Source organism: Pseudooceanicola lipolyticus, from assembly GCF_002786325.1.
Classification (GTDB): Bacteria; Pseudomonadota; Alphaproteobacteria; order Rhodobacterales; family Rhodobacteraceae; genus Pseudooceanicola_C; species Pseudooceanicola_C lipolyticus.
Genome location: NZ_PGTB01000003.1, coordinates 42,454 through 67,697, shown reverse-complemented (window position 1 = coordinate 67,697; position 25,244 = coordinate 42,454). Strand labels below are relative to the sequence as shown.

Genomic DNA, 25,244 nt, shown 5'->3' with positions numbered 1-25,244 from the left:
TCAAAATGCGTCGGGCCCATAGAGGCGTTCGAAAGCGGCCTCTTCCCTCATGCGGCGCTGTACGGCGATTTCGGTCTGGCGCTGCTCTTCGACCTTGGCCTGGGCCTGCTGGAGCATGGCGAGGCCCTGAATGCGGTTGGTGTCGTTCTGGAGCATGGCCTGTTCCACCGCGATCCGGGCGTTCAGGGCGTCCACCTCCTTCTGGGTGGAGACAGAGCCGATCTTGCTGCGCAGTTGCTCAAGCCCCGCCAGCCGGTCATCGGAGAGCGACACGATCCGATCCCCGACAGCGGTGTCGCGGGCCGACTGGTTGCGAATGCGGTCCAGCTCGCTCTGGTAGAAATCGTCGGCGTCGATATTGGCCCCATCCAGCGCGGAGAAGTCAGCCGCGTCCTGCGCCTTGCCTGCCAGATCGCCCAGGTCATCGAGATCAATGTCGAAGTCGCTGGCGATCTGCATGGCATCCGGCCCGAGCAGTTCGCGAACATCGGGCGAGTTCAGAGCGCTGACGATGGAATCCATGTCGGTCAGGCCGTTGATCGAGGCATAGAGCGCCTTGGCCTGCTCCAGCTCTTCGACCATCTGGGCGATTTCCTTGACGAACTCGGCCTTGGCGTTGGCGATGGCCGCCGTGTCGACCACGGGCACGCCTTGGGCATGAGCCGCAGTCGAGAGGGAGATCGCCAGCGCAGCGGCGGGCATGGAGAGCCTTGTCATCGTAGGTCCTTCCTTTTCTGGAACAGGCGGGGGAGCCAGTCTTTCGGGGCCGGGTGGTCCTGCATAAGCGCGTGCATGATGGCGTTGGTGGCGGTGCGGCCCGACAGGACTGTCAGCACGTCATCGAGGCCCGACAGATCGAGGTCGCAGACCACCGAGTTCTGCGCCTGCTTGATGAGGAAATGGCCGAGGGGCAGCTCGTCGCGCACGATCTGGAACTCGCGTTCGGACAGGCCGAACTCGTCGACCAGGTCCTTGCGGCTGGCGCGGTCGGTGCCGAAGAAGATCTGGCTGGCGCATTGCTCGATGATCGTGCGGGCAATGGGGCTGTTCACCACGTCAGAGGCTGACTGCGTCCCGGCCACGATGATGCCGTTCTGCTTGCGGATGACCTTCAGCTTGTTCTTCACGAAGTCCGAGAAGTAGGGGTCGGACAGGGCCTTCCAGAACTCGTCGATGAAGATCGCGATGCGCTGGCCGGTGATCAGGTTTTCGACCCGGCGCATGAGATACATCATGATCGGGTTGCGGATTTCCGGATCGTCGAGGAAGGCCGTGATGTCGAAGCCCACCAGGTCGGCATCGAAGGCGATGGTGTCTTCGGAGTTGTCGAAGACCCAGCCGAGCCGTTCGTTGCTGAGCCAGCGATCCAGCCGGTTGCCGATATCTTCCGCGCCGCCGCCGAACCCCAGCAATTCGCGTAGGGCAGAGACGGTGCGGCCAGTGCGCGGCAGGTTGGCAAGGCTCGCGACGGCCATCTCGATCCGCCGGAGGTCCTCGGCCGAGAAGGTGACGCGCTCGCCGCCCAGCATGGATTTGACCAGCTCGACCATGAAAGCCTGGCCGTCGGCATCAAGCTCGATCGCCATGAACGGGGCGCAGCCGGTCGGGCGACCGGACTGGAAATCGAGATAGGAGCCGCCCGAGGCGCGGACGAAGATCTCGGCGCCGTAATCCTTGTCGAAGAGGACGCGCTTGGCCCCGAACTTTTCCAGCTGCGACAGCAGGAAGGTCTGCACGACCGTCTTGCCGGAGCCGGAGGGGCCGCAGATGAAGGTGTGGCCGAGATCTCCGACATGGAAGTTGAAGTAGAAGGGGCTTCCGGCGCTGGTCTGGAGCTTGCTGACCGCATCGCCCCATTCGTTGCCGTGCCGGTGGCCGGTCGGGTAATTGTGCAGCGGCGACATGGCCGTGTAGTTGCGGCTGGTCACCATCGCGACCCGCGCCCGGTGCGCGTGGTTGCCGGGAAGCTGCGCCCAGAACTGCGGCTCAAGCCCCATGTCTTCGCGGGCAACGACAGCCCCGGATTCCGACAGCAGGTTATGCGCATCGGCGGCGCGGGCTTTCAGCTCCTTCGCGTCCTCGGTCAGGACCGTCAGCGACAGGTTATGCTCGCCCATCACGAACTCGCCCGACATCAGGTCGTCGCGGGCGTCGCGCAGCTCGTCCGCCTGAGACACGGCGGGGTCATTCGCGTTGCGCAGCCGCCCCTCCTTGAGGGTCATCTGGCGCATGGCCTCGTTCTTCGCGGTGCAGCGGAAGGACTGGGTCAGGACGAAGCGGAAGGGGGCCGTCAGCAAGTTGTCGAACATGTTCGGGCGGGTGCGGGCGTGGTATTCCTTGATGCCGAACATCGCGCCATAGGTGCTGGCGGCGGCATGGCGGATTTCCAGAGCCTCCCGCCCGAAGATTACCCGATCAGTGTAGATCGCATTGCCAATGGTCCCGTGAACCAGCGGGACCGGCTCATATCGGCCAGAGATCAGCTGCTTCAGGACGCTGGCAGGCTCGGAGATCAGCAGGTCGCGATGGTCCCTGATGATCGAGAGCTTCCGGGGCCGAAAACGGCTGAGGCTGCGGGTTAGCTGCGTGGTCTTGTCATCGAGATCGTCCAGAAGATCCTGGTCCACCTCGATCTGGCTGGTTCGGGCACGACGGACGCCCTTCGCCAGCCGACCACCGGGCAGGCTGCGGGGCTGCATGTAGACGGTCAGATACAGATCGTTGCGGAAGAGGCGCTTGGCCTCGATGCGGCGGCGGTAGCTCTCGTCGATCCAGCGGGCGAGGTCGGTGAGGAAGGTGCCGGACGGATAGTCGTCATCGGTGGCCCGGACCACATGGACATAGGCCATGACGGTGTCGTCGGCGATGTTGCGCAGGGCGTGGCTGAGCTGGTTGTGCAGCGTGTTGATGAGCTGGGTATCCGCCGTGCGGAAAGACACGCCCTCCAGCTTCAGCATCTGGAAGGCACCCCGGTTGCGGGTGATGATCGTGTGCGCGTCCGAATGGCGGATGAAGGGAAGGTAGCGGTCTGCCGTGTTCTCCGTCTTGATCTTGTCGAGCAGGCCCATCAGTCGATCTCCTCGATCTTGTAGAGGCGGCGGAGACGCAGGGGGGATGTCGATGATCCCCCCCAAAGGCTCCGGTTCCGGCACCGGGCATTTGTGTCCAGCCAGCGAAACAGGATTTGGAAAGCGTTCTGATCGCGCTCGACGATCAGGCGAGAGACGCCGAGCAGGGGGACCGCAATGGGCAGGTAGAAGATCGAGTCCGCGGCGATCATCGCCAGACCGCCGATGCCGCAGCACATGGCAAAGGCTTCGACAGGGATGCCGAAGATCATCGCCGGGCGCGTGAGGGCGAGGAACAGCACGTCCTCGTTCATCTTCACCTTTTCCATGTGGTGCCCTTCCTGCCGGTCAGCCAGTGATCATGCTCAGCACCTCGGAGGAGGCGTAGATCAGGACGACACCGCCAACGGCCCAGGCGGCGCGGCGCAGGTCGACGAAGTTGAAGAGCCAGCCCGCGCCGATGAACATGAGGGCGATCAGGGCAATGGGCTGCTTGGCGCTTTCGAACTCGTCGAGGATGTTGTTCAGGAAGTCGGTGAAGCCTGCGGCAGCGGCGGGTTGCGCCGCTGCGGTCAGGACCGCAGCCAGGAACATCGGGGCGCCGATGCGCCGGTGGCGGGTCAGAAAGGTCTTCATGGTTGCGTCCTTCTATTGGAAAACCAAGGCGTTCGATCCGGTGGCCGCGCCGAACACGTCCCATCGTTTCGCGCTGTCCTTGTCGTCGCTCAGGGAGGGTGACCGCTTGTCGTACGAGGGGGCGGTCACGGACCCCTCTCCCAGCACGCGGGCCACATAGCCGTTGTGGAAACCACGCGTGAAAGAGCCGGTGTTGTAGGAAGAAAGCGCCTGGTACAGGGCCTGCGTTTGGTCCGCTCCGGCATCGCGCGCCCGGTCATAGCCGTCGCGCAGCACGGTTTCCGCCGCCGTCAGATTGCGGCAGGCATCGAACACGGTGGCAGGCGTCAGCCCGAGCCAGGACAGGTTGGCGCTGTTGATTTGCCCGAGGCCCATGTCGATGGACTTGCCCTCGGCAATCAAGCGGGCGGCGATCTGTGCGGCCTCATTGGCGGAGCGCGGCGCATAGGACGCCCGATCCGGTCCGTTTACGCCGATGGCGAACGGGTTGAAGCCGCTTTCGGCGGCGACGAGCTTTTCCATGATGGAGGGGGCGACACCGGGCGCGCAGTTTTCGGCGACGGCCCGGAACGCGGTGGCATTCATGGGCTCAGCCAGCGCAAGGCGCGGTGAGCCGACGGTGAATGCGGAAAGGATCGAGAGGGAGAGGAGAGAACCGCAGAGCGGTCGGAGGATCAGCCAGCGCGCAGCGCCGAGGCGATCACTCGGTGTCTTCGTCTTGTCCAGATTTCGGGGCAGGCACCCAGACGCCTTCGGCGTCGGGGAAGATGCGCATGTGGAAGCTGACCAGCGCGTCGGAAGACTTGAAGACGCGGGCTTCGCCAGTCTTCGAGGAAATGACCGGGCTGGCCGCGCCGTTCGTCTGAACAGCCCAGAGCTCCCAGTTCCATCCTTTTGGGGTGTGAATCGGGCGGTAGTCGAGCTTGCCACCCTTCTCGAGGAAGTTTTGCACTGCATCAGTCGTAATCACGCGTGGGTTCCACATTGGCTGACACCTGTCGTTGGGATTTTCTGGACAGGTGCTGCGTATCCTTGAATCACGACTTTTTTCAACGTTAAAGCCCAAATTTGAAAAAAGCGCCAAAAGACATAAATTCGCCTATAGCTGATACAAGCGCCTAGGTGACATCAAGCGTATTTGACAAATAGCGCTTCCTCTGGAAGTTTGGCGCTATCCTTGCCTCCCTCGGCTATAGGATGATCACCCAGCTGTGACCATCCCGAGAGCGGAGCGACGGCGGGGACATGCCGAGTGAAGTTCCGAGGGAGCCAGAAGGTTTGTTATATTTTGGACACGCGATGAAGCGCGGTGCCGCGACCGCCCTGACCTGTACGAGCTTACTCCTGGCGGCACCTCCCGCTGCGCAAGCTTACCAAGTAGACTGCGCGATCCTGATCTGTCTGGCGGGAGGCTGGCCCGGAAGCACCGAGTGCAACGAGGCGCGATCTGTCTTCATCAGCAGGATCACGCCCTGGCCGGTGGAGCCGCCCCTGCAGATCTGGAATTGCCCCTTGGGCGTGGGCTACCGCCCACCTGAAGATGAGAGGGCTTTGCCGCTCCTTCATGAGGCGTTCGGCAGGCCTAGACCTTCGGCTCCGCCGCCATTCTCGGCAGTTGTCGAGGGGGTGCTTCCCCCGAGGTCGGAGCGGGACGAGATGCTGTCCCTGATCGCGGATTATGCCGATGACAACGGCGTGGCCGATGTCGACATCAGCGGGGCTGAGTATGACTTCGTTCGCTCCATCCGCGTCTACAACGTAGAGTATGCCCGGCAACGAGAAAGCGGTGATGGCGACTGTCGCCAAAGCGAAAAGGTCCGCGTCGGCACATATGGGGTGCAGGGCGACTTCAGCTGGTACAGCGGGTCGGTGACGTCACTGCCGGACGCATTCGAAGGTCTCACCAGTTGGGGCGAAAGCTGTCCGAGCCTCTACCGGAGGGCCGTCTTCATCGAGTGGACCGACTACCAGGGAAACTATGGCTACGAGCAGGTGAATTACTGATCACCGCAGGTGCTGGCATCGCCGATGCTGGGTACGCCAAGGGCGCAAGAATGCGGCCAGGAAGGCCGTGACAAAGAGGAGCAGCAAGGACTTTAGAGCGTAAAACCCCCGCGAAGGCGGCAACCTTCCACGGGGGCTGAGGGACTTAGGGCCGGCAAGCCCGTAATCATCCGTAATCATGATTTAGCCTATCAGCTTCCCAACCTTGCAGGCAAGTCAAAACGCATTTTTGCGACCTGTAGACGTTTGCCTGCCGCCGCCTCGCTTCAGACGAACGAGGAACGAAGAGATGCATGTACCCCAATCTTTGCCTGCCCGACGGTGCGAGGCCGTCAAACCAACGCTTCCACGCGGCATGGAGCGTGACGGCTTTGTCGCGCTTGTGGACGCGGTTGCTTCCTGCCTTGGCGTCGGTGCTGCCGCGATGATGACCTTTCGCACCATGATTGCGTCGACCAGGCCGAGCGCGTTCAAGTGCGGCGTAGATGAACCCTGCTGTTACCTCAGCCAGAACGAGATCGCGCACAAGCGTGGCGTCACGGCCTGTCGTATCCGGCAACACGAGGCGGCGCTTGTCCGCGCGGGGCTCATCGAGAAGCGGACCATGGCCAATGGGGCGCGGTCCGGCTTCTCCGGTTGCGGCGTCTTCTTCGGCGTGGCGATCGCGCGCGTCGAAGAGTTTCTGTCTCTGCGCGACGAGATCGAGGCAGATCGCAGGGCTCATGCCCGCCTGCGAGGGCAGCGCAGCTCGCATAAGCGGCACCTAAAAGGTATCCTGCGCGAGCTGGTCGGGTGTCATAGGCTGGCAGCAGAGGTCGAGCGCATCCATCAGAATTTCGCAGGGTGGCCGTCAGGCCAGGCGCTTCATCGGATGTCGCTCGAAGAGCTTCAGAACCACGAGGCTGAAGCCGAAGCGCTGACGATTTCTGCGTCTAACTTGCTGCACGAAACGCATGATCGATCGCTCGACAACGAGCGCTCTCATATACAAGATACAACTCAAGATTCTAACGAAGTACCTTGTAACGACCATAACGATACGCGGAGCGTGGGCAAGCCCACGCGATCCACCGTTTCTGGGCCGCAGCCTAGCGGCCGCGTCCGTTGCTTAGAAAGACAGGATGGGGTGGCCAGCGAGGCGCACAAGTCCAAATTCATTCAGAAACTTGGCTGTGACCGTCTGTACGGCCTTTGTTCCGAAGAGATGAAGATGTGGCTCGACATCGAGCGACAGAAGCGCGGCAGGCTGGATTTCCATTCCTTCGTGATCGCCGCGCAGAAGCGTCTACCTGAGTTGGGTATCCACCAATCTGCCTGGGATGAGGCCGTGGGCGTGCTTGAGGAGGATGCAGCGATGCTTTGTGTTCTGATCACCGATGCCAAGGTTGCCGATCCGGAGATCACCATCCTTTCGGCAGGGGCGTATCTGCGCGGTATGGTGCGGGCGCAGCGGACCGGTTCTTTGAACATCATGGGAAGCCTGATCGGGCTGAATGAACGGAGCAGGAGGCGCTGATGAAACCGCTCATCTTATCGGCGGCCATCGTGGCTGCTCTCACGGTTTCTGGGACGGCCCAAGAACTGTGTATCGAGCCTATCAGGCCAGAGGCTGCACACCTTCTCGATGCCGGGCTTTCCGGTGCTGAGGTACGGGCGGAGTTTCGGCGCTACTTCAGCGAGGTCGAGGATTATCTGAACTGTCTGAACGAAACGTCGGGCCGGATCAGAGATGATGCGCGAGCCGCGGCTTACGACTACCAACAAGTGCTGGAGACGACAGAGCCGGGCAAAGCTGGTCAGGGCGATGATGGGTTTCGTCCGCAAAGTGTCGCCATGAAGGATACCGGCGAACTCTTCTTGGATTATCGACCAAACGCTGGCGGCACCGGCTATGCCGGCGCCGCCAGGAAATCTTCCGCAGGGAGGTGATAGAGGAAGATTTCTATGGTGAAATCTTGCGCTAGGGTCAGGATTCATAACCAGTAAATGACGAGAGCCGCGAGGGCGATGGCTGAGAGGAACACCTTGGGGCATCGGTCATAGCGGGTCGCGACGCGCCGCCAGTCCTTGAGCCTGCCGAACATGATTTCGATGCGGTTACGCCGTTTGTATCTCCGCTTGTCATATTTGACCGGCGTCTTGCGTTTCTTCCGTCCTGGGATGCAGGCACGTATCCCCTTGTCCTGCAACGCTTCTCTGAACCAGTCAGCATCATAGCCGCGATCCCCGAGTAGCCATTTGACGTTTGGCAGGCCACCGAGCAGCGCCCGTGCGCCGATGTAGTCGCTGACCTGTCCAGCGGTGACGAACAGGTCGATCGGTCGTCCCTGACTGTCGCAGATGGCGTGCAGCTTGGTGTTCATGCCGCCCTTGGTGCGACCAATCAGGCGACCACGCCCCCCTTTTTGACGGCCATGCTGGTCGCCGTTCGGTGAGCCTTGAGGTGTGTCGCGTCGATCATCACGGTCGTCTTCTCACCGTGTTCCGCCGCCAGTCCGGCCATCATCCGCGCGAAGATCCCCTTTTCGCTCCAACGCTTCCAGCGGCTGTAAAGTGTTTTGTGAGGACCATATGCAGCAGGAGCGTCACGCCAACGCAAGCCATTGCGATTGATGAAGATAATCCCGCTCAGCACTCGCTTGTCATCAACCCGGGGCTTCCCGTGTGACTTGGGAAAGAAGGGAGCCAAACGTGCCATCTGCGCGTCGGTCAGCCAGAAGAGATCGCTCATGTCATCGCTCCGTTTTCGGAGGCGTGAATCACGCAGCGCAACTGAAATCAATGCATCCTGACCCTAGCCATTGTGCCGCCAAACCGCCACCAGCAAGCGCCACTACCGAAGGGAAGTCGGCCCAGTTGATGTAAGTCTTTGACGATACATTAATTGTGCGGACGTCCGACCACTCACTGCCGTTGAGGATGGCCATGCGAACTTCCGCTTCGGTTCCGCTTTCTTCGGTCCAGCTCAGCAAAACCCTGCCATCCGACAAGGGTGCGAGTGATGGTTCGCGAGCATTGATGCCAACAGGTGATCCGCGGTCGGTCAATCTGAATAATCCGGTTTCCTCCGCGTATGATGCGGTGGACGAAGCGAACAATGCACCAAGGATCAGAGTCGACGCAGCAGAATATTTAATCATGAACAGAATTTTCCCACCGTTATTGCTTTTCTGTGGCAAACCAAATGCTGATTGACCGTGCGCCAACTCCCATTCTTTTGACCGACGAAAATGCTTAGTCAATTCCGTTGGCCCGCTGCAAAGCTCGAATGTACGCCACGATAGCAAGGATGTCTGAGCGCGTCACGCCTTCAACCGCTGGCATGTTGCCAAATTCCCAGTGGTGCGCCCGAACTCCATTCTGCGCTGCGAGGACAAACGCCATGTCGCCGTGGTGGCTGGGTTCATAGATCTTGTGAACAAGCGGAGGAGCGACGCCATCTTGGCCCTGCGCGTTTCGGCCATGGCAAGCGGAACAGACCGCATCATAAGCGCTTGCGCCGATTTGCTCCTGCTCTGTGAAACTGTTTGGTAGCTTGACAGTAGCGAGAGCACCCGCGGGAAGCGCGATGCTGTCCTGCCTCTGGGCGCCCGTCCGAGTGTGGCTCGGTTGCACAATGAACCATACTGCTGCAGCGACGGCGACCAGAGCAAAAAATATCGCTGCCCATTTCATACTATCAAACTCTCTCGTGATGTTGCGATGGCCCCCTGCCTTTTTAGAGACGAAGCCGGGTATCTCAGTTGGGCTTGCTCGAATTGACTGACCTCCTGCGGCATGGTGTTGTCTGCTTGAACAATTGCGGATTGCTGGATCGATTTGTTGAAAAAGGTCGTGATTTCGTGGTACCGGATCCGCGTGTCTTCCAGCGTCTGATAGTAATTGAAGAGTTCTTTAAGCGGTGCCGAGAAGTCTTTGTGTGCGGCTAGGACGGCCACCAGGGCACCGAGTGTAATACGCCCTTCGATGACGAAATATCCTCCCAATGAGTAGAACAGGAATGGGGTCAGCGCGGTTAGAAAATTGTTGAGGGCCTTGATGAAGAACTTCAGGCGGAAAATCTTCCTGCGGACGTGCTCAAGCTCTCTAAAACTCGCTCCGGCCGGTAGCAGTCCGGTCGGATTGACCTGCCGTTCATGCAGCTGTTCGCTAAGCTGTCTGCCGAGCTGTCGGACTTCCTTGATTCTTGTACGTGAAAGGGCGTTGACTCGCCGCTGTAGCTTGGGCAGCAGCACGAGCTGGATTGGCAGCACGGTCAGTGCGGCGGCACCCAACACAGGGTCCTGAACGAACATGAAAAACAGGATCGTCAACAGTGTACCACCTTGTAGGATTGGCAGCGTGAGGACATCTGCCGCGAAGCCACCTATGGGCTCAACTTCCTGTGCGAGAATAGGGACGATTTCGCTCTGGTTTCGGGAGTCGGGATCGCTGCGCCATTGCCGATAGACCAGCAGCCGGAAGCGCCGCAAAAAACGCTCAGCTACATATCCCTTGAACACGTTAAGGCCATATTTGTTTAGCCCATTCAGGATGATCGCCAAAAGGTAGAGACCACAGAGAAGCATTAGGAAAACGACCTGATCGACGTCTCGTCCCAAAACGGCAACGGGGAAATGATCAGAATCCAAAGCGTTGTTTACGATCTGCTTTGGCAGTTCGAGGGTCAAATATAGAATAGGCATCGCGATGAGGCTGACTACAATCATCAATGCCTGCTGCCTTCTGGAGTAGCGCAGGACCGTGCTGAAAAGACTGCCTTCAAGCCCCCGTATGGGTTCAGGGTGGAACGTGGGGGTGTGACGGCGCTTCCAAAGCTTGAGAATGCCGCGAATAGCAAGATATGAGCCGACAGTGATCAGCAGCGCTGGTGCCAAGACCAGTATCAGATGAATGAACGGGTGAACCCAGTCTGGCGTCGCATCGCTGTAGTCGTACCCGAACGCGGCAGATACGTTGTGTACAAGCACGTGATACCTGTCCAGGAGTGACATCAAAAATTCTAACCCTTGGATTTCGGCGCAAGGTGATCGTGCACGATGATGACGCCCCACATGCCCGCTTCCCGGTGGCCGGGTATCAAGCATACGAACTCCAGGTTCGTCATATCGGAGAACTCCCAGACCAGCTCGGCATTTTGTCCACTTGGGATCAAAACCGAGTTGGCGCGATCATGTTGCATATCGGGGTGTTCGCGCATCCACTGCTGATGTTTCGCAATTTCGTCAAAGGAGCCGAGAAAGAACTCGTGATCCAGAGCGCCCGTATTGCCGATCAAAAACCGAACGACCGATCCCTTTTCAATCTGGATCGCGTCCGGCTCGAAAAGCATGTATCCGCTTTCTGTCTCCCTGATGGATATTTCGATCGACCTGTCGAAAGTGGAGCCATCGCCGGGTTTCCCGATCGGATTATGGCCAGGCACTTCGAAGGCCCGCGCATGAGGTTGCTGGCCTTTGCCACTGGAAGCGTTCACTGAGAAAGCCGGAAAGACGAGCATAAGGGCGGTGGTGCAGGTTTTCAGGAAATTCATCATGCTCGGCTACCTCCGTAGCGCTTGATTTTACGAGATATTCTTGCTTGCAGAGTAACGCCTCAAAAAGTTGGGGCCGGGGTGATTGCCCCGGCCCCACTAACTGTCATCACTTCATCTGTGTGACGGTCAGTTTTCCCTTCACGCGGTCTGCGACGAATTCGATGTCCTGACCTTCGGACATCTTGGCCATCATTGCCTCGTCGGCGCGGAACACCATGGTCATCGCGGGCATGTCGAGGTTGACCAGCGGGCCGTGGATGATTGTGACCTTGCCGGCCTTGGCGTCGATCTTCTTGATGGTCCCGCTCGTGTATTCCACGTCAGCCTGAGCCATCTGGTCCCCCACTGAGACCGCTCGGTGCATGCCGGATTCGTAGTGACCCGGAATTAGGCACGCCGCTTCGAACGTACCAGCATTCGCGAACGTCCAGACGACCTCACCCGAAGCGCCCGCATCGAGACGGATTCGGTTCGGGTCGTCGTGTTCCATATCCATCTTGGCCATTTCGATCTTGTGCTCGGCGTTGCGCTCGACTGTATCAAGGACGAATTCATGCTCCAGCTCACCCTTGTTCGTGATGTTGAAGCGGATGGTTTCACCCTCCTTGATGGTCATCTCTTCGCTCTCGATCAGCATTTCGCCTTCGTCGTTTTCGAGCAGAGTGACATCAATTGTGCGGTCCACATTGGCGGCTTCACCCGGCATGCCGATCATCATGGCGGTCGGCTTGGTCTCACCGTGCCCGCCATCATGTGTGCCTGCGGCAAATGCTGGTGCCGAAAGCACCAACGCGAAGCTTGTCGTCAAAAGAAGATTTCTCATTTCATTGTCCTGTAAGTTGGTTTGGTTGGAGTTGACGAAGGGCCGTTCAGCCCTTCGAGTTTGGCTTTGGTGTGAGAATGGTCTTGGGACTGTTGTTCGAGGCAAACTCGGGCAATTCGCCGGTCCATTCGTAGGCCATCTCGCCCGGAGGATTTTCGTACCAGCCGGGATCGGAGTAATCGTCCGCGTCGATGCCGTCCCGCACCTTTACGACCGAAAACATGCCGCCCATCTCGATGGGGCCGTAGGGCCCCCAACCCGTCATCATGGGGATAGTGTTGTCAGGCAGCGGCATTTCCATTTTCGCCATGTCCCCCATGCCGGACATGCCCATGGGCATGTATTCCGGCTGGAACTGACGGATCTTCTGGGTCAGTGGTTTCTTGTTGACCCCGATGAACGTCGGCACATCGTGACCCATGGCATTCATCGTGTGGTGCGACTTGTGGCAGTGGATTGCCCAGTCACCCAGATGGTCCGCGACGAACTCATAGGCGCGCATCGCGCCCACGGGAATGTCGATGCTGACCTCTGGCCATTGCGCCGCCTCGGGCACCCATCCGCCATCCGTACAGGTGACCTTGAAGTCATAGCCGTGCATGTGGATCGGGTGGTTTGTCATCGTGAGGTTGCCGACGCGTACGCGCACCTTGTCGCCCTTGTTCACGACCAGCGGATCGATGTCGGGGAAGATCCGACTGTTCCACGTCCACAGGTTGAAGTCCGTCATCGTCATGATGCGGGGCACGTATGTGCCGGGATCGATGTCAAAGGCATTCAGCATGATAAGAAAATCGCGATCCACCGGCATAAACGATGGGTCCTTGGGGTGGACCACGAACATGCCCATCATCCCCATCGCCATCTGGGTCATTTCGTCGCCATGGGGGTGGTACATGAACGTGCCGGACTTCACCAAGTCGAATTCGTAGACAAACGTTTTCCCTGGCGGGATGCTGGGATGACTCAACCCGGAGACCCCATCCATGCCCGAGGGCAGGATGAGCCCGTGCCAATGCACCGTGGTGCCTTCCGGCAGCTTGTTGGTGACGTAGATGCGGATCCGGTCGCCTTCGACTGCTTCGATCGTTGGACCGGTGGACTGGCCGTTGTAGCCCCACAGATGCGCAATCATGCCGTCTGCAAGTTCGCGCTCTACCGGTTCGGCGACGAGGTGAAATTCCTTGACCCCGTTGTTCATCCGGTGCGGCAGGGTCCACCCGTTCAGCGTGACCACAGGTGTGTAGTCCGGCCCTGACGACGGACGCGCCGTAATCGCCGTTGCCGCACTGTCCATCTGCGCGGCTTCGGGGAGGCCCATGTTCAGGGTTTGACCCCAGGCTTTTGAAGAGACCAGCGTTGCACCTGCGGCGCCGGCTCCGAGTAATTGACGTCTGTTCAACATGTCAGTTCCTTTCAGTGTCCTGCGCCGCCACCGGCGGCAAGTGATGCGCCTTCTCCACCAGCACCACCGCCGCCTTCGCCGCCGCCATAGATCGCGGCGGTCAGATCGGCCTGTGCCATATAGAATTCGCGTTTTGCATTTGCCGCTTCCAGGGATGCGGCAAGTTTCTCGCGCACATCAGTCAGCAGCTCGAAAGTGTTGGTGATCATGCCGTTGTAGGACAGCAAACCCTCTTCTTCGACGGTCGTGCGTAGCGGCACCAGAACGTCGCGGTAGTGGCGCGCGATTTTGTATGCGGCATGATAAGAGGCTTCAGCACCGCGCGCTTCAGACCGGACGTTCACGGCCTTCTCTGCGAGCACGTTGGCCGCTTGAAGATAAGACAATTCCGCCTTGCGCATCCGGGCCTTGCCGGTGTCGTAGATCGGGATCGCGAACTCCACTTCCACCTGAGGCAAAGTCTTGGTTTCAATGTCGCCACTGCCTTCAACTTCACGCTCAAATTCGGCTCCCGCAACGATCTCCAGATCGCTGACAATGCGGGTCTGGTCGGTCAGACCAAACGCCTTGGCCTGCGCTTCCAGGCCAAGTTTGGCAACACGGAGATCCACCCGGTTTCGGAGCGCCTTGGCCTCGATGTCGGTCACACGGCCGACAGAACGCGGCAGTGCAGGAAGGGCATCTGGCACATAGTAATCGACTTCGGTGCCCCAGAGACCCATCAACCTGGTCAAAGCCTCCTTGGACCGAGTGGCGTTCAATCGTGCCTGTGCAAGTTGCCCCGCCAGTTCGGCATTGAATGCCTGTTCGCGGGCCTGCCCAGCTTTGTTGAGTGCGCCGGTCTCGCCCAACCTCATCGCCAGTTCAGAGCCGGCGTCAGAGGTCGCTTTCGCGCGCCGCAGATAACTCACTGCCTCGAAGGCGGCGACTGCATCGACCCATGCCTTTCGCGTCTGATTTGCCAGTGCGAGTGTGTCGTTCACGGCATTGAGCTGAGCCTGCCTGAAGCTTGCATCAGCAATGGCCATACGCTGTTTACGCGTGGTGGCATCGAGGACGTTCGACCGGATCAGCCCTTCGATCGCCCTGTAGGCACCGAGTTCAGGCGCACCGATTCCCAAGACACCAATTGAGACGATCGGGTTTTCCGGCGTCGATTGCTGCCAAGCCTCAGCGGCCGAGAGGCCAACATTGGCGTAAGACGCTTGCAGACCCTTATTGTTCAGCAGCGCAACCTGAACCGCCGTATCGGCCGAGATCGTCTTCCGATGCACCATGCTGTGCACCTGTTTCTTGAGAGCTTCGTTTTCGGCCTGCGTTTCCGCAAACACGGTCCGTTTGCCGATCGCTGGCGTAATCTGGCTGGCCACATTGGCAAAACCGGCCTTCGGTTCGGTGTAGCTTACCGGTACTGCGGTAGCGCAGGCACCCAAGAAAAGTGGAAAGCCAAGAACCAGCGGAATCTTAGATACCCGCATCAGTTGCCCTCCGTCTGCTCTTGATTGACAGACCGCCAATCACGGGGGCCGGTCGGACCACGATAGGTGTAGCCAGCCAATGGATCTTGATAGTTGATCGGAGACGAAACGGTCGCGTTGACGACAGCCTGTTGTGTCGCAACGGAGGGCAAAGGGGTAGGCTCATAGGCGCATGCGCCAAGCCCGAGGGCCGAAGCCCCCATGAGTAGATGAATTTTCATGAAGGTATCCTGATTGATGAACGATGTCTCACGCAGAGTCTGCGCAAGGCTCACACCCGGATTGGGCGCCGTTTCAGATCAGGAATCGAGGGGGCCGCAGAAACCCTGATGTTTCGACGGAATGCGCCTGACCGCTCAGGATCATATATTCTTTCGCAGCAATAGGATCCGGGAATACCAAGTCTGCGTCTGGAATGACGACAGAAATGCATATTCCGTTACAACACTGAGTTGATTGATGCTCTGTTTCACCCATGTCGGAGGATATGTCATCCACGTCAACTGTCGCCGGGTGTTTCATGTGGTCGGCGTGGATGTCAGTTCCCTGACCAACTGTCGGTTCGCTGAGAAGGGAGCTGATCGATCCAGAATGCTGACCATCATGCATTCCTGAGGCCGCGTGTGCCGCAGAAGGTGGAGACAGAACCAATGCCAACGCAAAAGCGAAGCAAGTGAGGAATTTCACCCATACCGAAGTGGCGACACGCATTCTCATGAACGGCAACATGGACGTTTTGACAAATTAGTCAACGCTTACAGCGCGGGAAGGTTTGGCACAATCTAGCGAGGCAGGCGAATTCTCGCTGCGAGCGCTCAAAACTGTTGCGCAATAGATACATAGCAACGTTCACCAGTCAGACAGAAGACGCGAAAATGGTAGTGAGTACTTCAGAAATGACTGGGAGTGCCGGGACTAACTCAGTCTTTGCGATCCGTAGCCCGCATCGTGAATCGCTGCCTTCAGAGCGTTTTCATCCAATGCGCTATCTACCTCGACGGAACGCGCAGTTAGGTCACAGGTGACAGTCGCGTGTGGGTCTATCGTCACAATGGCCTTCTCTATCGACGCGGTGCAATGTCCGCAGTTCATGTCCGGCACGCTGAACCTGATCATCACGATCTCCTTCTTACTGCTGCCATCTAGGTCGTTCCCCTATGGGAAGGTCAATGCCCGAAAAAATTCCTCGATGCATCTGTTGACCTTCCAGCGAATGGAACCCTTATCTCTCGGAGGACCAGGATCAGGAGTCACCCATGTCGGATTCGCATACCCTTCGACTTTCCCTGCAGAACATGTCCTGCGCCTCTTGCGTCGGGCGGGTGGAGCGTGGGCTTTCCGGCCTGCCGGGTGTCAGCGACGTTCACGTCAACCTTGCCAGCGAGACGGCCAAGGCGCAGATCGACGCGCAAGGGCGCATTTCGAACATCGTCGAAAAGCTGGAAGAGATTGGCTATCCGGCCCGTACGCAGAGCATTCGCCTGAACGTGGCCTCCATGTCTTGTGCGTCCTGCGTTGGGCGGGTGGACAAGGCGCTGGCGGCGGTGCCGGGCGTGCTGGACGTGAACGTCAATCTGGCATCGGAAACTGCGACGGTAACGTATCTCGAAGGCTCGGTTGCGGTTGCGGACCTGCTGAAGGCGGCGGGTGACTCAGGCTATCCCGCGACCTTGCCGCAGGACAGCGCGCCGGAAGACACGAGTGCCCGCAAGGATGAAGAGGCGCGGACGCTGGCTCGCAGGACCGCGCTGGCGGCGGCCCTCGCCCTGCCTGTGTTTCTGCTGGAAATGGGCGCGCACCTGATCCCCGGCATGCATGGTCTGATCGGCGACACGATCGGCCATCGGACAAGCTGGCTGATCCAGTTCGGTCTGACCACCGTGGTCCTGTTCTGGCCGGGGCGCAGCTTCTATACGCGCGGGTTTCCAGCCCTGCTCAAGCGTGCGCCGGACATGAACAGCCTTGTTGCGGTCGGCACCTCTGCCGCCTATCTCTATTCTCTGGTCGCTCTTTTCGCGCCCGCGCTGCTGCCCGAAGGGTCGCGCGCCGTCTATTTCGAGGCGGCGGCGGTGATCGTCGTTCTGATCCTGCTGGGCCGCTGGCTGGAGGCACGCGCCAAGGGCCGCACCGGCGCAGCGATCCAGAAGCTGCTGGGCCTTCAGGCCAAGACCGCCTGCGTGCTGGTGGACGGAGAGCCTGAGGACGTGGCCATCGAGCGCATCGCCGCGGGCGACATCCTGCTCGTGCGCCCCGGAGAGCGGATTGCCGTGGACGGCGAAGTGACCGAAGGCAGCGCCCGCGTCGACGAGAGCATGATCACCGGCGAGCCGGTGCCTGTGGCCAAGTCGGTGGGCGATCCCGTCACCGGCGGGACCGTCAACGGCACCGGTGCTTTCCAGTTCCGCGCGACGCGCGTGGGGGCGGATACGACGCTGGCGCAAATCATCCGTATGGTCGAAGAGGCGCAGGGGGCCAAGTTGCCCATCCAGGGTCTGGTGGATCGGATCACCCTGTGGTTCGTGCCCGCGGTCATGGCGCTGGCGCTGCTGACGGTGATCGTCTGGCTGCTGGTCGGGCCATCGCCCGCCCTGTCCTATGCGCTCGTCGCGGGTGTGTCCGTGCTGATCATCGCCTGCCCCTGCGCGATGGGGCTGGCCACGCCGACCTCAATCATGGTGGGCACCGGCCGTGCCGCCGAAATGGGTGTGCTGTTCCGCAAGGGTGACGCCCTGCAACAGCTTTCGACCGTCGATGTGGTCGCGCTGGACAAGACCGGCACGGTGACCGAAGGACGTCCCGAACTGACCGATCTGGTGCTAACAGAAGGATTTGAACGGGCCGAGGTGCTGGCTCTGGTCGCGGCGGTCGAGGCGCGGTCGGAACACCCCATCGCCGAGGCCATCCTGCGGGCGGCGGAGGCCGAGGGCGTTGCCCGGCACGACGCGCAGAAATTCACGTCCATCACCGGCCACGGTGTCCGGGCCGAGGTCGCGGGCCGCGAGGTGCTGGTGGGGGCCGACCGTCTGATGACCCGCGAAGGGCTGGACATCGGCGCGCTGGCGGACGCGGAACGCCGCCTGGCCGAACAGGGCCGTACCGCGCTTTACGCCGCCGTCGACGGACGCGTTGCCGCCGTCATCGCCGTGGCAGATCCGGTGAAGCCGTCCAGCGCGGCCGCCATCCGGGCGCTGCACGATCTTGGCCTGAAGGTCGCCATGATCACCGGCGACAAGCGCGAGACGGCAGAAGCCATCGCGCGGGAGACGGGCATCGACCACGTGATCGCGGGCGTGCTGCCGGACGGCAAGGTCGCGGCACTGGATGAACTGCGTGGCACGGGCCAGCATATCGCCTTCGTCGGCGACGGCATCAACGACGCGCCCGCGCTTGCCCATGCGGATGTGGGCATCGCCATCGGCACCGGCACTGACGTCGCCATCGAATCCGCCGACGTGGTGCTGATGTCGGGCGACCTGCGCGGCGTGGTCAACGCGCTGGAAATATCGCGGCGCACCATGCGCAACATCCGCCAGAACCTGTTCTGGGCCTTCGGCTACAATGTCGCGCTGATCCCGGTTGCGGCGGGGGCGCTTTACCCGGTGTCGGGCCTGCTGCTGTCGCCGGTGCTGGCGGCGGGGGCGATGGCGCTCAGCTCGGTCTTCGTACTGACGAACGCGCTGCGCCTGCGCCGTGTGCGCCCGGCGATGGACGAGGCGGCGAAGGCCGTGACCGACCCCCGCCTGTCCCCCGTTCCGGCTGAATGAAAACAAGGAGAAGACGATCATGAATATCGGAGACGTGGCCGACCTGTCCGGCCTTCCTGCGAAGACCATCCGCTACTACGAGGACATCGGGCTGGTCGAGCCGCTGCGCAGCGCGAACGGCTATCGCAGCTTTCGACAGAGCGACGTCCACAAGTTGGCGTTTCTCGGGCGAGCGCGTGCGCTTGGCTTCACCATCGAGGACTGCCGGAGCCTGCTGAAACTCTATGCCGATACCGACCGCGCCAGCGCGGAGGTCAAGCAGATCGCCGAGGAACACCTCGACCGGATCGACCGGAAAATCGCAGAACTGACCGAGATGCGCGCGACGTTGTCGCACCTTGTCGATGCCTGCGCTGGCGATCACAGGCCTAATTGTCCGATTCTCGCAGATCTGGCGATGGAAGAGGATAAGACCCGGACCGCCAGGGCAGCGGATTAAGCGGGCTTAGATACGTCCCGCAGCGGGCAGCGCCACCCATAAGGTGCGACTGGCTGCAGCTATTTCGGAACATTCCAGCGCGGGAAAGTTGTTCCACCTTTAGACTTCACGATTTCGAGAGAGGACAACTTCATGTCATATGGCCGCTTTTTCGCGATGATCGCCACATCTACCGTCGTCATGTTCGGTCTGATGTATCTCAATACCTACCTCTGGACGCATGTGTTCTGGTCGGAAACGCGGGCCTACATGGCTCTCCTGATGGGTGCCACCATGGCGATCATCATGCTGGGCTTCATGCTGTCGATGTATTCCAGCAAGATGGCTAACGCCGCCATCTTCATCGGTGCCGCTGTGGTCTTTGCCGCCTCCCTTTGGCTGGTCCGCAGCCAGGTGACGGTGGGCGACACCAGCTACATGCGGGCAATGATCCCGCACCACTCGATCGCGATCATGACCTCCAGCCGCGCCGATATCTCGGACCCGCGCGTGCGCAAGCTGGCGGATGAGATCATCTATGCGCAGGACAAGGAAATCGCCGAGATGCGTTATCTGGTGAACGATATCGACGCCAACGGTGACAGTCCGGCACAGTCAGAAAGCGGACCGGCGCAGATCGTGAGCCTCGACGAGGCGCTATCAACCCCGGAAGTCGCCATTCTCGACCTCGAATTTCTTACTTCGGAGGACATTGCTCAGATGTTTCCCGGCGGCCCCGCGTGCACGTTCACCTACACCACCACAAGCAGGCCTGCGCTGGCGGTGGGCCGCATCGACGGTGGGAGTGTAGCTCTCGCCAAGATCAGCGGCGATCTGGTGCGGCTGGAGGCTGGCGACGCCGGAAGCACTTGGGGCACGGAGGGCATGACAGTGGCGTTGAGCGCGCCGAGCGGAACCGGCACATTGGACGCAAATAGTGGCGAAATGCAGGACGCCGATCTCGTTCTCGAACTTGGGTCCGGTCTGCGTGCAGGGTATCGCGGATATTACGGTTGCGGTGCCTGAACCAGAAACTGGAGGAAACACCATGCCGAAAGACGCATCGAAATCAGCCCAACTCTACCGGATGGTCATGCAGGATCATCTTTGCCCTTATGGTCTCAAGTCCAAAGACCTGCTCGAACGGGAAGGGTACGAGGTCGAGGATCATCACCTGACGACACGTGAGGAAACCGATGCCTTCATGGAAAAGCACGGGGTCGAGACCACGCCGCAGACCTGGATCGGCGACAAGCGGATTGGCGGCTACGACGATCTGCGGGTCCATTTCGGCCTCGACGCGCCGGAAAGCGAGCGCTCGGACACCTCCTATCAGCCGGTGATCGCGATCTTTGCCATCGCGTTTCTGATGGCGCTCGGCCTGTCGTGGTACAGCTTTGGAACCATCCTCAGCCTGCGTGCGCTGGAATGGTTCATCTCGATCTCGATGTGCTTGCTTGCAGTGCAGAAACTTCAGGACGTCGAAAGCTTTTCGACCATGTTCCTGAATTACGACCTGCTGGCGCGCCGCTGGGTGCGCTACGGCTATCTTTATCCCTTCGGAGAGGCCTTCGCCGGCATCCTTATGGTCGCCGGGGCGCTCACCTGGCTTTCGGCTCCCGTGGCCCTCTTCATCGGAACGGTCGGTGCAGTTTCGGTCTTCAAGGCGGTCTATATCGACAAGCGCGAGTTGAAATGCGCCTGCGTCGGGGGGGACAGCAACGTGCCACTAGGGTTCGTCTCGCTCACCGAGAACCTGATGATGATGATCATGGGTATCTGGATGCCGATCCGGGTCTACCTGATCGGCTGACGGCCCCGCGACCTCTATAGGGGCGCGGCGTGTACGACCTTTTTGAGTGGGGGAGATGATCCCCACTTATCAGCCATCACGCCAAGAGCTGGTTCGAGGTTCGTCAGCCGATCGTCGCGAGAAAGGGAAACGTCCCCAGCAGCCAATAGGCAAACCGTGACAGTTGCCCGGTCATGATGGCAACTCCCATGATGATCATGGCAACACCCGCGCCCTTGTAGAGCCAGCGACCGGCCTTGCCGATCTGCCTTACCCGCGCGGCGATGGCGTCGGTGAACAGCGCAGCCAGCAGGAAAGGCACCCCCAGACCAGCGGAATAGATCGACAGCAGCCAGATGCCGTCCGACATGCCGCCGGAGGTCGAACTGAGTGTCAGGATCGCGCCGAGGATCGGTCCGATGCAAGGTGTCCAGCCAAAGGCGAAGGCCAGTCCCAGCACGTAGGCCCCAAACGGGCGACCGCCGGGAATGTCGAGATTGAAACGGGTATCGCGCGAGAACGCATTGAGACGAAAGACACCCAGCATGACCAGTCCGAACAGAATGATGATCGCGCCGCCGAGATAGTTCAGCTCGGTGCGCCATGTCAGCAGCAGGGATCCGAGCGCGCTGGCCCCGGCCCCGAGGGCGACGAAGACCGTCGAAAAGCCCAAGACAAAGCAGGCACTCAACCCGAGCGCCCCGGCGCGCGCCCGCAAGCCGACCGACCGCGTCATGCGCAAATCCGGCTGCCCTGCGATGTACGAGACATAGCCCGGCACAAGCGGCAGGACGCAAGGCGACAGGAACGAAATGGCCCCCGCCAGAAAGGCCGCGAAGATGCCGATGCCGGAGATGTCCATCACGCGTCACGCTCGGTGCTGAAGGGCCACACGGCCCACCAGAACGCGACCAGCGGGACCACGATCCATTGCAACACAGGTGACAGGCCCGCATCGAGGACCGGAATGATTGGCATCAGGTCCGAATAGGCCCAGGCGGCGCGGATCACGATGTTGAGCCATTCGCTGAACAGCGTGTATCCGAGCCCGAACACCACCGTCAGGACGGTCACAGACCGCCGCGTCGAGGCGACCAGGGGCCAGCCCCAGCCCGACAGCATGAGGGCAAGCATCAGCGCGCTCATGGCGATCAGGATATCACCACCCGTGCAATGGACGGCTGCGAAGACAATCTCACCCCAGGTGCCCTCGTTCCATATCGTGTAGAGCGGCATATGCGCGAACTCCCAGATCAAGTTGGCCGGGATGATCACCGCAAAATACCGACGCAGAGCTGTCAGGGAAATTCCGTCTGTCGAGGACAGCCTGACGCCAGTCGCGACGACACTCATTGAAACACACCTGTCAGCCGGTCCCACCAGCTGGGCTCCCGGCGTCGATGCTGGGCGTTGTTGGTCAACTCGCTGACATAGAGGATCAGGTTCACGTTCTTGAAGTCCATGCCATGGAATTTTGCAGCGAACCGCCCGCCGATGTCCACGACATGGGTGACCGCTCCGTGCATCATCATGTCGCTGTCGGCGGTCATCGTGAACTCCAGCCCATAGTCCCGCGCCAGAACGCGCGTTGCATTTTCAGTCTGATCGGGACGTTTGGTTAGAATAACCCAATTGCTTGGATCGAGCCCATGCCGGTCCGAGTAATCGCGCAACACGTCTGGCGTGTCGTTCACAGGATCGGTCGTGATCGAGATGAACTGCACAAGCTCCTTCATCGGCCCGTAGTTGATCGAAGCCTGGACCGCCGCGATCTTTTCCGCATGGAGCGGGCAGATATCCGGGCAGTTGGCATAGATGAAATGAAGGATGACCACCTTGTCGCTGAAATCCGACAGGCGCACGGGATTCCCCTCGGAATCCTGCAGCTCGAAACCCGGAGCCTGCGCGGCATCGATGGCTTGGAAGTAGGGCTCCATCTCGAACATGCGCGCATCCAGGTTTTCCCCCGGATGATTGGCGAAGGCCGGAGACGAAATCGTGGCCGCGAGTATCGCTAAAGCGGCGCGCCGTGTCAGTGCTGTCAATTCTTGTATCCTTACAATAAATGCCTGCCGATCCGTTGACCGACAGGCATTTGGGCAAATCTAGCCGTCAGACTTTTCCGACGGCATCATGCCGCCGTCCATATTCTCGGTCATGGACGCCATCATCTCGGTGCAGGCTTCCATCATGGGTTTCATTTCGGCCATCATCTTCATCATGCCCATCATGTCGCCGTCCATCATGCCGCCTTGCATGGCCCCCTCATTCTGCATCATTTCGCCCGTTTCCGGCGTGGTCTGTTCCTGGGCGCTGACGGCAAATGCACTTGCGGTAAGGGCCGTCGCAACGACGAAAGTTGTAAATGTTTTTCTCATGGTTTTCTCCTTGGGTTGATCGTGTGGTTATCGAAAGAACTCAGTCGGGAGACGCCCCGTCCGGCGAGTTGGAGCATCCCTTTCCAGACCCGCCCTTCATGCACAGACCCAGGCCGCACATCGCGGCACAGGGGGCCAGCGAGACCAGAACAGGCGCGAGCCCGATCGCGGTGAGCCATCCCCAGTTCAGGGCCATGCCGCCCCCCATCACGGTTGCCGCACCGACGAACAGCAATCGTCTGCGCGTCAACCACCTGGGCCAATTTCCTGCGCTTTCGATGTTGGCGGCACCCGCAATGTTGGAAGGTGATATTTCGGTCATCCAGAAAGTCCTTTCGATGATTAAAAGCTAGTCATTCCAGTAACTGGAAGGTCAAGGGTGAGCAGTGGACTTTTGCTAGGATTCATTCAATAAAGCTTCGCAAAAAGGACACCATCTCGGGATCATCCCATTCGGCCGGGCCGACCAGTCGCCCGAGCTCCCGCCCCTGCGCGTCGATCAGGATCGTCGTCGGCAGGCCAACGGTGCGCAGCGCGGTCATCGAAAGCATGGTCTGGTCGACATACATATTGAGATTGGTGACACCGATCTCGTCGTAGAAACGCCGAACGATTTGTGATCCGGCCCGGTCGATGGAAAGGGCAACCACTTCGAAGTCGTCGCCGCCAAGTTCCGCCTGAAGCGCATCGAGCGTCGGCATCTCTTCGCGGCAGGGGACGCACCAGGTTGCCCAGACATTCACGAGGATCACTTTGCCGCGAAAATCTTCCATGTCTCCGCGGCTGCCGTCATCTTTCTCGTAGCGCACATTGGCGACAGGCTTCGGGGTGTCGTGAAGTGCAAACCCTTGCGGTGTCGCGAAAGCCGCGCCGACGGACAGTGCCCAGGCGATCAGCGCCGGTTTCAGATTTTTCATGGCGTTTTCTCCTTGGCGGATTGGGTTTTGTGGTCACGGACGATCGGCAGCAGCGTTTCCTGCAGGATTGCTCGTGTGATCGGACCAACATGGCGGTAGGCGATGATGCCGTCGGGCGCGATGACGTAGGTTTCGGGCACGCCATAGACGCCCCATTCGATACCGGCGCGTCCGTTGATGTCGGCCCCGATGCGCGCGTAGGGATCACCCAACTCGTCGAGCCAGGCGCGCGCCTGATCGGGCGGGTCCTTGTAGTTGATTCCGTAGAGCGGCACCTCACCGGTTGCACTCAACTCCATGAACAACGGGTGTTCGGCACGGCAGGGCACACACCACGAGGCGAAGACGTTCACCAGTGACACGTGTCCGATCAGGTCCTGCGTCGAAAGACCTTCTTCTCGGCCGAGCACCGGGGGCAGCGCGAAGTCGGGCACGGGTTTGCCGAGAAGTGCCGACGGCAAGTCGTCGCCACCCCTGAAAAGCCCCCAACCGAACAGGACCATGAGGGCAAAAGCTATCAGCGGAACCAGCACGAACCCGGAGATACTACGTCGCGACACAGGGTCGGCATTTCCCTCGACCTCTTCCGTCATGGCTGCGCCTGCTCATCGGCAAGGGATCGGCTTTCCTTCGACGCGCGGATCCGGTTGGGCCATGTGCTCTTGATGTAGTCAATGATCGCCGTGATCTCATCGTCTGTCAGCACATCCTCATATCCGGGCATGTCGCTTTCGTACCCGTTCCCGACAATCGCCGCCGGTCCGCGTTTCACGATGTCGAGCAATACGCGGTCGGGGTGATGCCAGGTATGGCCGGAGGCGTCGTGCGGCGGGGCAGGCAACCTGCCGTTCGGCAATCGTGTGCGCCAATCTGATTGCCCCTCCAGGTTTGCCCCATGGCAACTGGCACAATTCTCTTGATAAAGGCGCTCGCCCATGAGCACGTCGCTCTGCGCCGCTACGGGCAAAACCGTTGTGGCGAGCAGGACAGCCGAGAGCCTAATCGTGTTTTTCACTGAGTTTCCG

Annotated in this window: 31 protein-coding genes; 7 read left to right on the top strand and 24 right to left on the bottom strand. The window is 60.2% G+C overall.

Annotation, left to right across the window (positions count from 1 at the left end):
- The 6 genes from CVM52_RS02635 to CVM52_RS02610 all read right to left on the bottom strand — a co-directional run bounded on the left by CVM52_RS02635 (position 1) and on the right by CVM52_RS02610 (position 4,674).
- The gene (locus CVM52_RS02635; protein WP_100161048.1) at positions 1-717 is read right to left on the bottom strand and encodes a type IV secretion system protein; all 717 of its coding nucleotides are present in this window, start codon (positions 715-717) and stop codon (positions 1-3) included.
- Positions 714-3,068 carry a VirB4 family type IV secretion/conjugal transfer ATPase gene (locus tag CVM52_RS02630; protein ID WP_100161047.1) on the bottom strand — a complete coding sequence of 785 codons (2,355 nt, stop codon included), beginning with the start codon at positions 3,066-3,068 and terminating at the stop codon, positions 714-716. Before CVM52_RS02630 ends, CVM52_RS02635 begins: the two co-directional genes overlap by 4 nt.
- Positions 3,068-3,397 carry a VirB3 family type IV secretion system protein gene (locus tag CVM52_RS02625; protein ID WP_100161046.1) on the bottom strand — a complete coding sequence of 110 codons (330 nt, stop codon included), beginning with the start codon at positions 3,395-3,397 and terminating at the stop codon, positions 3,068-3,070. Before CVM52_RS02625 ends, CVM52_RS02630 begins: the two co-directional genes overlap by 1 nt.
- 19 nt (positions 3,398-3,416) lie before the next feature.
- Entirely contained in the window at positions 3,417-3,704 is a 288-nt protein-coding gene (locus tag CVM52_RS02620) for a TrbC/VirB2 family protein (RefSeq protein WP_100161045.1), read from the bottom strand.
- A gap of 12 nt (positions 3,705-3,716) precedes the next feature.
- Positions 3,717-4,289: a lytic transglycosylase domain-containing protein gene (locus tag CVM52_RS02615; protein WP_100161044.1), complete on the bottom strand. Its 573-nt coding sequence runs from the start codon at positions 4,287-4,289 to the stop codon at positions 3,717-3,719.
- 115 nt (positions 4,290-4,404) lie between these two features.
- Entirely contained in the window at positions 4,405-4,674 is a 270-nt protein-coding gene (locus CVM52_RS02610; protein WP_133119769.1) for a hypothetical protein, read from the bottom strand.
- 686 nt (positions 4,675-5,360) lie between these two features.
- On the opposite strand from CVM52_RS02610, the gene CVM52_RS27590 reads away from it, so the two are divergent.
- From CVM52_RS27590 to CVM52_RS02595, 3 genes are all read left to right on the top strand, one after another.
- Positions 5,361-5,708: a hypothetical protein gene (locus CVM52_RS27590; RefSeq protein ID WP_240620840.1), complete on the top strand. Its 348-nt coding sequence runs from the start codon at positions 5,361-5,363 to the stop codon at positions 5,706-5,708.
- A gap of 289 nt (positions 5,709-5,997) precedes the next feature.
- Positions 5,998-7,224, top strand: a complete 1,227-nt coding sequence (repC, locus tag CVM52_RS02600) for a replication initiation protein RepC (protein WP_100161042.1) — start codon at positions 5,998-6,000, stop codon at positions 7,222-7,224.
- On the top strand, positions 7,224-7,637 hold the full coding sequence (locus CVM52_RS02595; protein WP_100161041.1) for a hypothetical protein: 414 nt from the start codon (positions 7,224-7,226) through the stop codon (positions 7,635-7,637). The genes repC and CVM52_RS02595 overlap by 1 nt, the downstream gene beginning before the upstream one ends.
- A 44-nt stretch (positions 7,638-7,681) precedes the next feature.
- Here CVM52_RS02595 and CVM52_RS02590 read toward each other — a convergent pair.
- The 10 genes from CVM52_RS02590 to CVM52_RS02540 all read right to left on the bottom strand — a co-directional run bounded on the left by CVM52_RS02590 (position 7,682) and on the right by CVM52_RS02540 (position 16,066).
- A protein-coding gene (locus CVM52_RS02590) for an IS5 family transposase (protein ID WP_100161040.1) occupies positions 7,682-8,439 on the bottom strand; the annotation gives its coding sequence in 2 pieces (ribosomal slippage) (positions 7,682-8,118 and positions 8,118-8,439; 759 coding nt in all).
- A gap of 28 nt (positions 8,440-8,467) precedes the next feature.
- Positions 8,468-8,914 carry a hypothetical protein gene (locus tag CVM52_RS27585; RefSeq protein ID WP_240620839.1) on the bottom strand — a complete coding sequence of 149 codons (447 nt, stop codon included), beginning with the start codon at positions 8,912-8,914 and terminating at the stop codon, positions 8,468-8,470.
- A gap of 28 nt (positions 8,915-8,942) precedes the next feature.
- Positions 8,943-9,383: a c-type cytochrome gene (locus CVM52_RS02580; RefSeq protein WP_100161039.1), complete on the bottom strand. Its 441-nt coding sequence runs from the start codon at positions 9,381-9,383 to the stop codon at positions 8,943-8,945.
- Positions 9,380-10,702 carry an ABC transporter transmembrane domain-containing protein gene (locus CVM52_RS02575; protein ID WP_100161038.1) on the bottom strand — a complete coding sequence of 441 codons (1,323 nt, stop codon included), beginning with the start codon at positions 10,700-10,702 and terminating at the stop codon, positions 9,380-9,382. The genes CVM52_RS02580 and CVM52_RS02575 overlap by 4 nt, the downstream gene beginning before the upstream one ends.
- Positions 10,703-10,710: 8 nt before the next feature.
- Positions 10,711-11,244 carry a cupredoxin domain-containing protein gene (locus CVM52_RS02570; RefSeq protein WP_100161037.1) on the bottom strand — a complete coding sequence of 178 codons (534 nt, stop codon included), beginning with the start codon at positions 11,242-11,244 and terminating at the stop codon, positions 10,711-10,713.
- Positions 11,245-11,350: 106 nt separating this feature from the next.
- Positions 11,351-12,067: a copper-binding protein gene (locus tag CVM52_RS02565; protein ID WP_100161036.1), complete on the bottom strand. Its 717-nt coding sequence runs from the start codon at positions 12,065-12,067 to the stop codon at positions 11,351-11,353.
- 46 nt (positions 12,068-12,113) lie between these two features.
- On the bottom strand, positions 12,114-13,472 hold the full coding sequence (locus CVM52_RS02560) for a multicopper oxidase family protein (RefSeq protein ID WP_100161035.1): 1,359 nt from the start codon (positions 13,470-13,472) through the stop codon (positions 12,114-12,116).
- Between the two features lie 11 nt (positions 13,473-13,483).
- Positions 13,484-14,950: a TolC family protein gene (locus CVM52_RS02555; protein WP_100161034.1), complete on the bottom strand. Its 1,467-nt coding sequence runs from the start codon at positions 14,948-14,950 to the stop codon at positions 13,484-13,486.
- Between the two features lie 294 nt (positions 14,951-15,244).
- Positions 15,245-15,667: a hypothetical protein gene (locus tag CVM52_RS02545; protein WP_100161092.1), complete on the bottom strand. Its 423-nt coding sequence runs from the start codon at positions 15,665-15,667 to the stop codon at positions 15,245-15,247.
- A 198-nt stretch (positions 15,668-15,865) separates the two neighbouring features.
- Positions 15,866-16,066 carry a heavy-metal-associated domain-containing protein gene (locus tag CVM52_RS02540; protein WP_100161033.1) on the bottom strand — a complete coding sequence of 67 codons (201 nt, stop codon included), beginning with the start codon at positions 16,064-16,066 and terminating at the stop codon, positions 15,866-15,868.
- Positions 16,067-16,206: 140 nt separating this feature from the next.
- Between CVM52_RS02540 and CVM52_RS02535 the strand changes: the two genes are divergently transcribed.
- From CVM52_RS02535 to CVM52_RS02520, 4 genes are all read left to right on the top strand, one after another.
- Entirely contained in the window at positions 16,207-18,714 is a 2,508-nt protein-coding gene (locus CVM52_RS02535) for a heavy metal translocating P-type ATPase (protein ID WP_100161032.1), read from the top strand.
- Between the two features lie 19 nt (positions 18,715-18,733).
- Positions 18,734-19,153, top strand: coding sequence for a Cu(I)-responsive transcriptional regulator (gene cueR / locus CVM52_RS02530; protein WP_037941731.1), 420 nt, complete (start codon positions 18,734-18,736; stop codon positions 19,151-19,153).
- A 132-nt stretch (positions 19,154-19,285) separates the two neighbouring features.
- Positions 19,286-20,158: a DUF305 domain-containing protein gene (locus CVM52_RS02525; RefSeq protein WP_100161031.1), complete on the top strand. Its 873-nt coding sequence runs from the start codon at positions 19,286-19,288 to the stop codon at positions 20,156-20,158.
- Between the two features lie 22 nt (positions 20,159-20,180).
- On the top strand, positions 20,181-20,945 hold the full coding sequence (locus tag CVM52_RS02520; protein WP_205964851.1) for a MauE/DoxX family redox-associated membrane protein: 765 nt from the start codon (positions 20,181-20,183) through the stop codon (positions 20,943-20,945).
- Positions 20,946-21,048: 103 nt separating this feature from the next.
- Here CVM52_RS02520 and CVM52_RS02515 read toward each other — a convergent pair whose 3' ends face one another.
- From CVM52_RS02515 to CVM52_RS02480, 8 genes are all read right to left on the bottom strand, one after another.
- A complete protein-coding gene (locus CVM52_RS02515) occupies positions 21,049-21,786 on the bottom strand; it encodes a cytochrome c biogenesis CcdA family protein (protein ID WP_089852005.1) in 738 nt (245 codons plus the stop codon).
- Complete coding sequence (locus CVM52_RS02510) at positions 21,786-22,277, bottom strand: hypothetical protein (RefSeq protein WP_089852003.1); 492 nt, start codon at positions 22,275-22,277, stop codon at positions 21,786-21,788. The genes CVM52_RS02515 and CVM52_RS02510 overlap by 1 nt, the downstream gene beginning before the upstream one ends.
- Complete coding sequence (locus CVM52_RS02505; protein ID WP_240620838.1) at positions 22,274-22,969, bottom strand: SCO family protein; 696 nt, start codon at positions 22,967-22,969, stop codon at positions 22,274-22,276. Before CVM52_RS02505 ends, CVM52_RS02510 begins: the two co-directional genes overlap by 4 nt.
- Before the next feature lie 60 nt (positions 22,970-23,029).
- Positions 23,030-23,302 (bottom strand): hypothetical protein, encoded by a 273-nt coding sequence (locus CVM52_RS02500; protein ID WP_100161028.1) that lies wholly within the window; start codon positions 23,300-23,302, stop codon positions 23,030-23,032.
- A 40-nt stretch (positions 23,303-23,342) separates the two neighbouring features.
- Complete coding sequence (locus CVM52_RS02495; protein ID WP_068286437.1) at positions 23,343-23,624, bottom strand: hypothetical protein; 282 nt, start codon at positions 23,622-23,624, stop codon at positions 23,343-23,345.
- 82 nt (positions 23,625-23,706) lie between these two features.
- Complete coding sequence (locus tag CVM52_RS02490; protein ID WP_100161027.1) at positions 23,707-24,219, bottom strand: TlpA family protein disulfide reductase; 513 nt, start codon at positions 24,217-24,219, stop codon at positions 23,707-23,709.
- Positions 24,216-24,812 (bottom strand): DsbE family thiol:disulfide interchange protein, encoded by a 597-nt coding sequence (locus CVM52_RS02485; protein WP_100161026.1) that lies wholly within the window; start codon positions 24,810-24,812, stop codon positions 24,216-24,218. The genes CVM52_RS02490 and CVM52_RS02485 overlap by 4 nt, the downstream gene beginning before the upstream one ends.
- Positions 24,809-25,186 carry a c-type cytochrome gene (locus CVM52_RS02480; RefSeq protein WP_370741355.1) on the bottom strand — a complete coding sequence of 126 codons (378 nt, stop codon included), beginning with the start codon at positions 25,184-25,186 and terminating at the stop codon, positions 24,809-24,811. The genes CVM52_RS02485 and CVM52_RS02480 overlap by 4 nt, the downstream gene beginning before the upstream one ends.
- Between the last annotated feature and the right edge of the window lie 58 nt (positions 25,187-25,244).

Bases quoted from the DNA above. Each gene is read 5' to 3' on its own strand.
- CVM52_RS02635 (WP_100161048.1), bottom strand. From the start codon at position 717: ATGACAAGGCTCTCCATGCCCGCCGCTGCGCTGGCGATCTCCCTCTCG.
- CVM52_RS02630 (WP_100161047.1), bottom strand. From the start codon at position 3,068: ATGGGCCTGCTCGACAAGATCAAGACGGAGAACACGGCAGACCGCTAC.
- CVM52_RS02625 (WP_100161046.1), bottom strand. From the start codon at position 3,397: ATGGAAAAGGTGAAGATGAACGAGGACGTGCTGTTCCTCGCCCTCACG.
- CVM52_RS02620 (WP_100161045.1), bottom strand. From the start codon at position 3,704: ATGAAGACCTTTCTGACCCGCCACCGGCGCATCGGCGCCCCGATGTTC.
- CVM52_RS02615 (WP_100161044.1), bottom strand. From the start codon at position 4,289: ATGAATGCCACCGCGTTCCGGGCCGTCGCCGAAAACTGCGCGCCCGGT.
- CVM52_RS27590 (WP_240620840.1), top strand. From the start codon at position 5,361: ATGCTGTCCCTGATCGCGGATTATGCCGATGACAACGGCGTGGCCGAT.
- repC (WP_100161042.1), top strand. From the start codon at position 5,998: ATGCATGTACCCCAATCTTTGCCTGCCCGACGGTGCGAGGCCGTCAAA.
- CVM52_RS02595 (WP_100161041.1), top strand. From the start codon at position 7,224: ATGAAACCGCTCATCTTATCGGCGGCCATCGTGGCTGCTCTCACGGTT.
- CVM52_RS02580 (WP_100161039.1), bottom strand. From the start codon at position 9,383: ATGAAATGGGCAGCGATATTTTTTGCTCTGGTCGCCGTCGCTGCAGCA.
- CVM52_RS02575 (WP_100161038.1), bottom strand. From the start codon at position 10,702: ATGTCACTCCTGGACAGGTATCACGTGCTTGTACACAACGTATCTGCC.
- CVM52_RS02570 (WP_100161037.1), bottom strand. From the start codon at position 11,244: ATGATGAATTTCCTGAAAACCTGCACCACCGCCCTTATGCTCGTCTTT.
- CVM52_RS02565 (WP_100161036.1), bottom strand. From the start codon at position 12,067: ATGAGAAATCTTCTTTTGACGACAAGCTTCGCGTTGGTGCTTTCGGCA.
- CVM52_RS02560 (WP_100161035.1), bottom strand. From the start codon at position 13,472: ATGTTGAACAGACGTCAATTACTCGGAGCCGGCGCCGCAGGTGCAACG.
- CVM52_RS02555 (WP_100161034.1), bottom strand. From the start codon at position 14,950: ATGCGGGTATCTAAGATTCCGCTGGTTCTTGGCTTTCCACTTTTCTTG.
- CVM52_RS02545 (WP_100161092.1), bottom strand. From the start codon at position 15,667: ATGAGAATGCGTGTCGCCACTTCGGTATGGGTGAAATTCCTCACTTGC.
- CVM52_RS02540 (WP_100161033.1), bottom strand. From the start codon at position 16,066: ATGATCAGGTTCAGCGTGCCGGACATGAACTGCGGACATTGCACCGCG.
- CVM52_RS02535 (WP_100161032.1), top strand. From the start codon at position 16,207: ATGTCGGATTCGCATACCCTTCGACTTTCCCTGCAGAACATGTCCTGC.
- cueR (WP_037941731.1), top strand. From the start codon at position 18,734: ATGAATATCGGAGACGTGGCCGACCTGTCCGGCCTTCCTGCGAAGACC.
- CVM52_RS02525 (WP_100161031.1), top strand. From the start codon at position 19,286: ATGTCATATGGCCGCTTTTTCGCGATGATCGCCACATCTACCGTCGTC.
- CVM52_RS02520 (WP_205964851.1), top strand. From the start codon at position 20,181: ATGCCGAAAGACGCATCGAAATCAGCCCAACTCTACCGGATGGTCATG.
- CVM52_RS02515 (WP_089852005.1), bottom strand. From the start codon at position 21,786: ATGGACATCTCCGGCATCGGCATCTTCGCGGCCTTTCTGGCGGGGGCC.
- CVM52_RS02510 (WP_089852003.1), bottom strand. From the start codon at position 22,277: ATGAGTGTCGTCGCGACTGGCGTCAGGCTGTCCTCGACAGACGGAATT.
- CVM52_RS02500 (WP_100161028.1), bottom strand. From the start codon at position 23,302: ATGAGAAAAACATTTACAACTTTCGTCGTTGCGACGGCCCTTACCGCA.
- CVM52_RS02495 (WP_068286437.1), bottom strand. From the start codon at position 23,624: ATGACCGAAATATCACCTTCCAACATTGCGGGTGCCGCCAACATCGAA.
- CVM52_RS02490 (WP_100161027.1), bottom strand. From the start codon at position 24,219: ATGAAAAATCTGAAACCGGCGCTGATCGCCTGGGCACTGTCCGTCGGC.
- CVM52_RS02485 (WP_100161026.1), bottom strand. From the start codon at position 24,812: ATGACGGAAGAGGTCGAGGGAAATGCCGACCCTGTGTCGCGACGTAGT.